This window comes from uncultured Dubosiella sp. (genome assembly GCF_964018005.1).
GTDB lineage: Bacteria > Bacillota_I > Bacilli_A > Erysipelotrichales > Erysipelotrichaceae > Dubosiella > Dubosiella muris.
Genome location: NZ_CAXHOA010000034.1, coordinates 1 through 10832, shown reverse-complemented (window position 1 = coordinate 10832; position 10832 = coordinate 1). Strand labels below are relative to the sequence as shown.

Below are 10832 nucleotides of genomic sequence, written 5' to 3'. Positions count from 1 at the left end.
CGCTCACTTATCATACCGCACTCCCTATCAACTGTCAACTGCTTTTTATATCTTTTTTAAAGAAATTTAGATGACAGTTTGGGGGGCACAAAAAAGAGGCGAGAATGCTCCCGCCTTGCTTCGTTACTCTTCTTTTGGACCATACTGCTCGTAATACGCGTCGATACGTCCTTTCAATTCCGGATCCAGATCCAGGTAGCCGATGACCTCCGGCATCGAAACGATCGCCGCCGTCGGAAAGCCATACAGTTTCGACACTTCCTTCAACGCCGTTTCGTCGCCTTTTCCTCTTTCGTGGCGGTCCAGCGACACCATCAGCCCAACGATCGTCACATCCGCCGCGCCTTTGACTTTCGGCACAGTTTCCTCCATCGACTTGCCCGACGTCGTCACATCCTCGATCATGACGACCCGGTCACCGTCTTTCAGCTTCGTTCCTAAAAAGCTTCCCTTGTCCGCGCCATGGTCTTTTTCCTCTTTGCGATTCGAGCAATAGCGCACTTCCTTGCCATACAGCTCGCTGAATGCCATCGCCGTCGTCACCGCCAGCGGAATACCCTTGTACGCCGGTCCAAACAGCACGTCAAAATCGTCCCCGTACCGGTCGTGGATGGCTTTGGCGTAAAACTCGCCCAGCTTTTTCAGCTGCGAACCCGTCACATAGCCGCCCGCGTTCATAAAGAACGGCGATTTGCGCCCCGACTTCAATGTGAAGTCACCAAATTTAAGCACGCCACTCTCCAGCATAAAGTCGACAAACTCTTTTTTATACGCTTCCATGTCTACCCCTCCATGATCGCTTCGATTTGCTCGTACGTCGCTTTCGGATCGTTGGCTTTCGTGATCGAGCGGCCCACAACGATATAGTCGCAGCCTTCTTCTTTGGCCAGCTGTGGTGTCGCGACCCGTTTCTGGTCGTCCACCGAATCCGAAGCCAGCCGAATGCCCGGCGTCACCGTTAAAAAGTCGTCGCCACACACTTCGTGGATCTTTTTCGCCTCGTGCACCGAGCACACGACGCCATCCAGGCCAGCCGCTTTGGCGTTTTGCGCGTAGTGAAGCACGCAGTCGATAACCGAGCCTTCGATCCCGAGCTCCTCGTTCATCGCTTCCTGCGACGTCGACGTCAGCTGCGTCACACCGATACAAAGCGGTCTTTCGCCGCCTTGCGCGCCTTCTTTCAGCCCTTCGACCGCCGCCTTCATCATCGCGATCCCGCCGCCACAATGCACGTTCGTCATGTCCACGCCAAGACGGGCGAGGTTTTTCATCCCGCCCTTGACGGTGTTGGGAATGTCGTGCAGCTTCAAATCAAGGAAAATATGATGGCCCATCTTTTTGACGGTTTCCACGATTTCCAAACCACACGCGTACGTCAGCTCCATGCCGATCTTCACGTAAACCGGCTCGGTAAACTGCTTCAAAAAATCAACGACTTCCTCTTTGCTTGAAAAATCAAGCGCCACGATCGTCTTACTCATGCTTAAAACTCCTTCCTACCGCATCCTGGATGCTCGTATATCCGTATTTCGCCAGTACCTTTGGCAGCTCTTCAATGATTTTCACGCACACGAACGGGTCGACAAAGTTTTGCGCGCCCACTTCGACTGCGCTTGCCCCCGCCAGCAAAAACTCCAAGACATCTTCGGCGCACGTGATGCCCCCAACGCCAATGATTGGGATGTCCACCGCCTGCGCCACCTGGTACACCATCCGGATGGCGACCGGTTTGATGGCCGGCCCCGAAAGGCCGCCCGTCTTGTTCGCCAACAGCGGCTTGCCGCTCTTCAAGTCGATCCGCATGCCCATCAGCGTGTTGATGAGCACCAGCCCGTCGGCCCCCGCTTGTTCGACCGCCTTCGCGATGTCCACGATGTTCGTCACGTTGGGGGACAGCTTCACATACACCGGCTTTGTCGCCGCCGCTTTCGCCATTTTTGTGACATGGGCCGCCAACGCAGGATCCGTTCCGAGTCCGATGCCCCCGTGCTTGACGTTCGGGCACGAAATGTTGAGCTCGTACGCCTTCACGACCGGCTGATCGTTGAGCTTTTTAATGACCTCGACGTAGTCTTCCTCGGTCGCTCCCGCGACGTTAGCCATGATCTCCACGTCGTATTGGGCCAAAAATGGCAGCTCGTGCTCGATGATGGCGTCCACGCCCTTGTTTTGCAGACCAATCGCGTTTAGCATCCCCATCGGGGTTTCCGCGATGCGCGGCGTCGGATTGCCAAGCCGCTCCTTTGGCGTCGCCGATTTGATCGCGATGCCGCCAAGAAGCGACAAGTCGTACAATTCGGCGTATTCCCGGCCAAAGCCAAAACAGCCGCTCGCCGGAATGATCGGGTTTTTCAAATGAAGTCCCGGCAGTTCCACCCGCAAATCCATCATAGCTTGACCCTCCTTACTTCAAAGACCGGCCCGTCCTTGCACACCCGTTTCATCGAGCCGTCCCGCATTTCGACCACGCATCCCATACACGCACCAATGCCGCACGCCATGCGCGCCTCCAGCGACAAGTAACCGTGTTCGTAGCGGGCGTCCAGCGCCTTGAGCATCGGCAGCGGGCCGCACGCCATCATAAACGGGTTTTCGATGTGTTTCTGCTCGATCGCGTCCACGACCGTTCCACGCACGCCATACGAGCCATCCATCGTCGCCACATACACATTGGCGCCTAGCTGCTGAAACGCCGCTTCGTAAAAGACATCGTCTTTCGTATTGAAGCCGAGCACGACCGTCAGCGCCTTGTCCTTGTTTTGTTTGGCGACTTCTAGCAACGGCGGCACGCCCACGCCACCGCCAATGAGCAGCAGGCTGTCGCCTTCGGCTTTTGGAAAGCCGTTGCCGCACGGGCCGAACAAATCGAGCGCTTCGCCCGCTTCCATGTTGGCCATCGCCTTCGTTCCATCGCCCACGACTTTGTACACGATGACCAGGCCGTTGTCCGTGATTTCGGAAATCGAGATCGGCCGGCGCAGGAAATAGCCCGGGACTTCGATTTCCACGAATTGTCCCGGCCGGCTGTGCTGTCCCAGCGTCGTTTCCAGCGTCATTTTGTATACGTCGTTCGCGATTTTCGTATTGTCTAAGATTTTCGCGTTTTCCTGCTTCATCCTTATTTCCCCATCTCGTTCATGGAAACCATCGAGAAGCTCAGCGACTCAAGCACTTTCAGCAGCGTGTACGCCGTGTCCAGACTCGTCATGCAGGAAATGCTGTTTTCCGCCGACACCCGGCGGATGAGGAAGCCGTCGGCGCGGCTGTTGCGGTTTTTCGTCGACATCGTGTTAATGACGAGCTTGACCTGACCGTCGCGAATGATGTCCACGACGCTGTTGTCCTTGCCTTCCTCGATTTTCGACGCGTGGTGAATGTACAAGCCATGGTTTTCGAGGAACTTCGCCGTGCCTTCCGTCGCGTAAATACCATAGCCGATGTTCGCGAACCGTTTCGCCAGCTCCAAAGCGTCCTCCTTGTCCTCGTCGGCGATCGTAAGCAGCACGTTGCCGTGCGTCGCCACCTGGATGCCGCTGGCCACCAGCGCCTTGTACAGCGCCTTTTCCAAATTGATGTCGCTGCCCAGCGCCTCGCCCGTCGACTTCATTTCCGGCCCGAGCACCGTGTCCACGCCACGCAGTTTGGCGAAGGAGAACACCGGCGCCTTGACGAACACGCGTTCCGGATCGTCGCCGTGGTAGCCCGGCACGAAGCCTTGCTCCTTCAACGACTCGCCCAAAATCGCCTTAGTCGCGATCGTCGACATCGGCACCCCGGTGATTTTCGACAGGAACGGAACCGTGCGGGACGAGCGCGGATTGACTTCCAGCACGTACACCTGCTCGTCGCGGTCCACGATGAACTGGATGTTGTACAAACCGATGAAATGGAATCCCTTGCCGATGCGAATGCCGTATTCGATGATCGTGTCTTTCACCTTTTGCGAAATCGTCTGCGTCGGATATACCGAGATCGAGTCGCCCGAATGGACGCCCGCCCGTTCGATATGCTCCATGACACCCGGGATGTACACGTCGTTTCCATCGGCGATCGCGTCGATTTCCAGCTCTTTGCCGACGATGTACTTGTCGACCAGGATTGGCGCGTCGTGGCTGATTTCCTGCACGGCCGTCGCCATGTACACGCGCAAATCGTCGTCGTTGTGGACGATTTCCATCGCCCGGCCGCCTAACACGTAGCTTGGCCGCACAAGTACCGGATAGCCGATCTTGTTGGCGATGACGAGCGCCTCCTCCACCGTCGTCGCGGTTTCGCCCTTTGGCTGCGGAATGCCCAGCTTGCGCAGCATCGCCTCGAACTCGTGGCGGTCTTCGGCCCGGTCGATGTCCTCCAGGCTCGTGCCCAGGATCTTGACGCCGTGCTCCACGAGGGAGTCCGCCAGGTTGATGGCGGTCTGCCCGCCAAACTGCACGATGACGCCCAGCGGCTTTTCAAGCTCGATGACGTGCATGACGTCCTCGGTCGTCAGCGGTTCGAAATACAGCTTGTCGGAAATCGAGAAGTCGGTCGAAACCGTTTCCGGGTTGTTGTTGATGATAATGGCCTCGTAGCCTTCATTGCGCAACGTTTCCACGCAATGCACAGTCGCGTAGTCGAACTCGACGCCCTGGCCGATGCGGATCGGTCCCGAACCGAGCACGACGATTTTCTTTTTGTCGGAGCAGATCGACTCGTTTTCCTGCTCGTACGTCGAGTAGAAATACGGCGTGGCGCTCGTGAACTCGCCCGCGCACGTGTCGACCATTTTGTAAACCGGGATAATGCCGTTGGCTTTGCGCAAATCGTAGATCTCTTTCGCGCTCATGCCCCACAGCTTGCCGATATAGCTGTCGGAGAAGCCGTATTCCTTGGCTTGCGCCAAAACGGCGACGTCCTCGACGTGCTCTCTCAGCTCGGTTTCAAATTCGACGATGCGCTTCAAATGCGACAGGAAGAACATATCCATTTTCGTCACGTCGTGGATTGTCTCCAAGTCGTAGCCGTCGCGGATCCATTGCGTGATGGCGAAGATGCGCATGTCGTCGCAGCGCTTGATTTCCTCGAGCAACTCCTCCTTGCTCATGGATTTGAACTCTTCCTTTTCCAGATGATCCACTTTCATTTCCAGCGAGCGGACCGCCTTGAGCAAAGACTCCTCGAACGTGCGGCCGATGGACATGACTTCGCCGGTCGCTTTCATTTGGGTTCCCAGATGCCGGTCGGCGTTCGGGAACTTGTCAAACGGGAAGCGGGCGAATTTTGTCACGACATAGTCGATAGCCGGCTCGAAGCAGGCGTAGCTCGTCTTCGTGATCGGGTTGAGAATCTCGTCAAGCGTCAGCCCGACGGCGAGCTTGGCCGAGATCTTCGCGATCGGATAGCCGGTCGCCTTGGACGCGAGCGCCGAAGAGCGGGACACGCGCGGGTTGACCTCGATGACATAGTATTTGAAGCTGTTTGGATCGAGGGCGAGCTGCACGTTACAGCCGCCGCAAATCTTGAGCGCCCGGATGATTTTGAGCGAGGCGCTGCGCAGCATCTGGTTTTCCTGGTCGGTGAGCGTCTGGACCGGCGCCACGACGATGCTGTCGCCCGTATGGATGCCGACCGGGTCAATGTTTTCCATGTTGCACACAACGATGGCGTTGTTGTTGGCGTCCCGCATGACCTCGTACTCGATTTCCTTGTAGCCGGCGATGCTTTGCTCGATAAGGCACTGGTGGACCGGCGAGATTTTCAAGCCAGCCTCGCAAATTTCGCGCAGCTCTTTTTCATCGTCGGCGAAGCCGCCGCCCGTTCCGCCCAACGTGTACGCCGGACGCACGACGACCGGATAGCCCAGGCCTTTGCAGAAATCGACCGCTTCCTCCACCGTGTGCACGATCGTGCTTTCCGGTACCGGCTCCTCGATATCCTGCATCAAGGCCCGGAACAGCTCGCGGTCTTCCGCCCGGTTGATGGCGTGCAAGTCGGTTCCCAGGATCTCGACGCCATACTCGTCCAGAATACCGTCCTCGTGCAGCTCGACGACGAGGTTCAATCCGGTCTGACCGCCCAGAGAGCCTAAAATCGCGTCGGGTCTTTCTTTATAAATGACGCGTTTGGCGAAATCGAGCGTGATCGGCTCGATGTACACGCGGTCCGCGATGGTCGAGTCGGTCATGATCGTCGCGGGGTTGGAGTTGATCAAAATGACTTCGTAGCCTTCCTCGCGCAGCGACTGGCACGCCTGGCTGCCGGCGTAGTCGAACTCGGCCGCCTGGCCGATGACGATAGGTCCTGATCCAATGACGAGTATTTTATGAATGTCTGTCCGTTTAGGCATGTTTTCCCTCCTTGTCCATCAATGCGATGAATTCATCAAACAAATCCCGGCTGTCTTCCGGTCCGGCGCTCGCTTCCGGGTGGAACTGCACCGAGAAGCATGGATAGTCTTTATGGCGCACGCCTTCGCAGCTTTTGTCATTGAGCGCCTGATACGTCATTTCCAGCCGCGTGTCTTTGAGCGAGTCGATGTCGACGGCGTAGCCGTGGTTTTGCGACGTGATCTCGACTTGCCCGGTCGACAGATCGACGACCGGATGGTTGCCGCCGCGGTGGCCGAATTTCAATTTGTATGTTTTAGCCCCGGACGCGAGCGAAATGAGCTGATGTCCAAGGCAGATGCCGAACACGACGGTTTTTGGCATGAGCTCTTTGAGCGTCTCGATGGCTTCCGGCACATCTTCCGGATTGCCCGGGCCGTTGGTGAGCATGACGCCGTCTGGATGGTACGACAGGATCTTGCTGGCAGGGGTGTCGTAAGGCACGACGACGAGATCGCATCCGCGTTTGGATAGCTCGCGGACGATGCCGAGTTTGGCACCAAAGTCCATGAGGACGACTTTTTTGCCGCGATTCGGGATCGGGAAGATCTTGCCGCTAGCGACGCGGGAAACCTGGTCGTGCAAATCGTCGGCTTCCTTGAGCGATTTCACGATGGCGTCGATGTCGTCGCCCGGGTTGGCGAACGTCGCTTTCATGACGCCGTGGTCGCGCAGCTTGCGGGTGATGGCTCTAGTGTCGACGCCGTAAATGCCGGGGATGTTCTCGCGTTTCAAAAACGAGTCGAGCGTTTCCTGGCTGCGCCAGTTGCTTGGCGCGTCGCAATAGTCTTTGACGACAAAACCGAAAACGGCGGGCACGATGCTTTCGTAGTCGTCTCGGTTAATGCCGTAGTTGCCGATGAGCGGGTACGTCATCATGACGATTTGGCCGCAATACGAGTTATCGGTCAATATTTCCTGATAGCCGGTCATCGACGTGTTGAACACGAGTTCGCCGATTTTGAACTCGTCGCTTCCGAACGCTTTTCCGCGGTAGACGCTTCCATCTTCCAATACGAGGTATCTTTCTTTCATGCTGTTTTTCCTTTCCAGACGCTCTTTCCGTCCACAAATGTCTCGCACACTTGCGCGTGCACTTTCACGTGATCAAACGGGGTGTTTTTCCCCATGGATTCAAAACAATCCGCTTCGATCGTGTATTCGTTTTCCAAATCGACCAAAATCAAATCGGCGGGCGCGCCGATGCGGATGTGGCCGATGTCTTCCAGGCCGAACCGCCTTGCCGGGGTCGTCGACATCCAGTCGACGAGCTGCGGCAGCGTCCAGCGTTTTTGCTTGTGTACAAATTCCGTGTACAGCAGCGCGAAGCTCGTTTCCAGAGAAACGATGCCAAACGGCGCCTTGTCCATTGGTTTTTCCTTGTCGGCCACGCTGTGCGGGGCGTGGTCGTTGGCGATAAAGTCGAGCTTGCCTTGCTCGAGCCCTTCGATGAGGGCCATGCGGTCCTCGTGGGCGCGCAGCGGCGGGTTCATCTTCCAGTTCGTGCCTTGCACATCCTTGTCTTCGAGCAGCAGATGGTGGGCGGTCACTTCGCCCGACACGTCGCAGCCGTTTCGTTTGGCTTGGGCGAGCCGTTCGACGCTTTCCTTGGCGCTGATGTGGCAGGCGTGGTAGCGGTTGCCGATATCCCGTACGAGGTCGAGGTCGCGGGCGAGCTGCGCGAATTCGCAGTCCGACGGAATGCCGAGCCATCCGTTTTGTTTCGCGTATTCGGATTCGTGGACGCTGGCGCCCGGCTTGCGGTAGCGCATGTCCTCGGTATGGCAGGCGAACAGGACGTCGTTTTCTTTCGCGCTGGTCATCGCTTTTTTCATGACATCGTCACGGGCGACGCCGACGCCGTCGTCAGAAAACCACTCGATGCCCAGTTCCTTCAGGCTGGCGTAGTCGACGATGTCCTTTCCGGCTTCGTTGATAGTAATGGTGCCGTACGGATGCACGTGTACGACGGCTTCTTTGTCAATCAGGGCCAAATAGTCTTTCATGACTTCCTTCGTGCTTGGAAACGGAAGGACGTTGGGCATGGCGAAGATCGTCGTGAACCCGCCGGCGGCCGCGGCTTTCGTACCGGTCGCGATCGTTTCCTTTTCGGTGTGTCCGGGTTCGCGAAGATGGACGTGCACGTCGACCAGACCGGGCAGCAGCACTTTGCCGGTGCCATCGACGATGGTGGCGTCCTCGTCGATGTGGGTTCCTCTTGGCACGATTTTTCGAATACGCGTGTCAAAGAGCACGTCGACGTCGCGCAGCTGGCCGCTGACGAGCGCCTGCGCGTTTTGGATGAGCGTTTTCTTCATATTCAATCCTCCTTGAAGGCGGAGTAGCCGAACGCGCGTTTGATGACGGCTTTGCGGACGAGCACTCCGTTTTCCATTTGCTTGAAAATGCGGCTTTTTTCGCATTCGACAAGATCGTCGGCGATTTCCACGCCGCGGTTGACGGGCGCGGGATGCATGATGATGGCGTTTTCCTTCATCATTGCATAGCGGCGATGGTCGAGGCCGTATGTGTGTAAGTAGTCCTCGTCGCTGATGCCGGCCAGACTGGCGCCACGCTCTTTCTGGATGCGTAGCATCATGACGACGTCGGCCCAGCGCACGCCTTCGTCCATGTCGATGGTTGGATAGCCTTCCCGCTCCCATTCTTTTGGCCCGGCGAAGCGGACGTTGGCGCCCAGGCGCTCGAGCGCGTCCTTGTTGGAGGCCGCGACGCGGGAGTGGGCGATGTCGCCGCAGATGAGGACGTTGAGTCCTTCAAACGTGCCGAACTCATCGTACATCGTGTACAGGTCGAGCAGGCACTGAGTTGGATGGTTGCCTTTTCCATCGCCGGCGTTCAGGATCGGGATCGCGATGTCTTCGAGCTCTTTGAAGTACTCGTCTTGCGGATGGCGGATGACGAGCACTTTGTAGCCGATGGCCTCGAACGTCTTGACGGTGTCGTACAGCGACTCGCCTTTGGTCACGCTGGACGAGGCGGAGTTGAAGTCGGCGACGGAGCAGCCAAGCTGGTATTCGGCGCTCTCGAACGAGTAGTGCGTTCGTGTCGAAGGCTCAAAAAAAAGATTAGCAACCAATGCGTTATGCATTGGCAAATGCCAATCTTGTTGAGAAATATTAAAAACTCGTGCATCATGTAAAATTTCCATGATGTCGTGAATACTGAGATCTTGTATGGATAGCAACGAATGTTTATTCATAAAATAAAATCCTCCCTGTAAAAAGGATCTTCCCTTTTTGATCTGTCCTATTTTAACACACAATGTCTTGCGTTTCCACCCTGTTTTTTTTGATCATCGCGATCCACCGTTCGATTTGGTTCGCGTTGGCTTCGATGGACGCCATCGCGTCCAGCCGCAATACCGGGACGCCTTGCCGTTCCAGATTTTCGACCCATCGTTCGATTTTGCCCGTGTCCTTGCGCCGCACGCTTTCAAAAAACGCCTCTTCTCTTTCCTGCAGCGCCTTGTCTTCGGCAAGCCGGGTGCCAAACTGCCGTTTGGAGCGTTCGCGAATGCGGGCCTGCGAGTCCTCCTTGCCGATCGACAAATACACGATGCCGTCCAGATAGGAGAGCAGGTCGTCATCCTCGTTGTTCACACAACAATAAATAAATGGCGTATTCGCTTGCGCCCGATCGTCGAGTCGGGCATACAGCCGGTGCCAGGCGGTTTGGCTGGAGCAAAACGTGCCGTATTCGCCTTCGTTTGAAAAATACAGCTGCTCGTTATCGATCCACTCCGCGTTCCATCGGCAGGCGATTTCTTTCCCTAATGTGCTTTTTCCGGCTCCGTTCAAGCCGCAGATCATGATTCCTTTTCTTTTCATGGGTTTATTTTAGCACAATACCAAGCTATATTTTTATCGGATTTAGTGATTTTTCAAATACCCTGTCCTCTCTTTTTTAGAGAGGATTTCTGTAACTTGTACACTTTTCCTTCGTAAAAACACCTCCTCTGTTTAGACAAAGGAGGCGTTGATCAAAATAACGGTTGTTCTGCGCGGAAAGCAAAGGACTAAATTTTTTTCCTTATATTTTTATTACTTAGTTGCTCCACAAGAACATTTGAATCCAGCCGGAACCTGTTCATCATAAGCTGCTTGATCGACCACATAACGTGTTCCGTATTCCGCCGGATGATTGATGGTATTGGTTCCAGTTTGAATAGTCTTCCATTCTGTTCTATAAGAACCATTTTCTCCATTTAACATATGGGCTTCAATATGAGGATTTACTTTTCCAGTAATATCGGCTCCACAAGTATTACAAATTGTTAATGCAACTTCTTCATAAATTGGCACACTCTCTGTCCATGCTTCCTTTACAACATACTGTTCATTGTGTCCTTTTTCTGGATGGTGAACGGTCTTATATTGCTGTACCCAGTTGTGCGTATGGCTTGGTGTGTTTGGTTTTTGTGAACCTTGATTACTGTTACCACCTGTG

9 protein-coding genes and 1 pseudogene are annotated in these 10832 nt (G+C 55.5%); all 10 read right to left on the bottom strand.

Going from position 1 to position 10832, the window contains the following annotated elements; genetic code table 11:
• Nucleotides 1-123: 123 nt before the first annotated feature.
• Nucleotides 124-780: an orotate phosphoribosyltransferase gene (gene pyrE, locus ABNS49_RS13400; protein WP_135981282.1), complete on the bottom strand. Its 657-nt coding sequence runs from the start codon at nucleotides 778-780 to the stop codon at nucleotides 124-126.
• Nucleotides 781-782: 2 nt separating this feature from the next.
• Nucleotides 783-1481 carry an orotidine-5'-phosphate decarboxylase gene (pyrF, locus tag ABNS49_RS13395; protein WP_135981281.1) on the bottom strand — a complete coding sequence of 233 codons (699 nt, stop codon included), beginning with the start codon at nucleotides 1479-1481 and terminating at the stop codon, nucleotides 783-785.
• Nucleotides 1474-2388 (bottom strand): dihydroorotate dehydrogenase, encoded by a 915-nt coding sequence (locus tag ABNS49_RS13390; protein WP_135981283.1) that lies wholly within the window; start codon nucleotides 2386-2388, stop codon nucleotides 1474-1476. Before ABNS49_RS13390 ends, pyrF begins: the two co-directional genes overlap by 8 nt.
• The gene (locus ABNS49_RS13385; RefSeq protein WP_135981280.1) at nucleotides 2388-3116 is read right to left on the bottom strand and encodes a dihydroorotate dehydrogenase electron transfer subunit; all 729 of its coding nucleotides are present in this window, start codon (nucleotides 3114-3116) and stop codon (nucleotides 2388-2390) included. Before ABNS49_RS13385 ends, ABNS49_RS13390 begins: the two co-directional genes overlap by 1 nt.
• Nucleotides 3117-3118: 2 nt before the next feature.
• Nucleotides 3119-6325: a carbamoyl-phosphate synthase large subunit gene (gene carB, locus ABNS49_RS13380; RefSeq protein ID WP_135981279.1), complete on the bottom strand. Its 3207-nt coding sequence runs from the start codon at nucleotides 6323-6325 to the stop codon at nucleotides 3119-3121.
• Entirely contained in the window at nucleotides 6318-7400 is a 1083-nt protein-coding gene (gene carA / locus ABNS49_RS13375; protein WP_135981278.1) for a glutamine-hydrolyzing carbamoyl-phosphate synthase small subunit, read from the bottom strand. The genes carB and carA overlap by 8 nt, the downstream gene beginning before the upstream one ends.
• Nucleotides 7397-8683 (bottom strand): dihydroorotase, encoded by a 1287-nt coding sequence (locus tag ABNS49_RS13370; protein WP_135981277.1) that lies wholly within the window; start codon nucleotides 8681-8683, stop codon nucleotides 7397-7399. The genes carA and ABNS49_RS13370 overlap by 4 nt, the downstream gene beginning before the upstream one ends.
• Nucleotides 8684-8685: 2 nt before the next feature.
• Nucleotides 8686-9585 (bottom strand): aspartate carbamoyltransferase catalytic subunit, encoded by a 900-nt coding sequence (locus ABNS49_RS13365; protein ID WP_135981276.1) that lies wholly within the window; start codon nucleotides 9583-9585, stop codon nucleotides 8686-8688.
• A gap of 52 nt (nucleotides 9586-9637) precedes the next feature.
• The gene (locus ABNS49_RS13360) at nucleotides 9638-10213 is read right to left on the bottom strand and encodes a hypothetical protein (RefSeq protein WP_135981275.1); all 576 of its coding nucleotides are present in this window, start codon (nucleotides 10211-10213) and stop codon (nucleotides 9638-9640) included.
• 213 nt (nucleotides 10214-10426) lie between these two features.
• Nucleotides 10427-10832, bottom strand: a pseudogene (locus ABNS49_RS13355) (hypothetical protein); the annotation flags it as partial.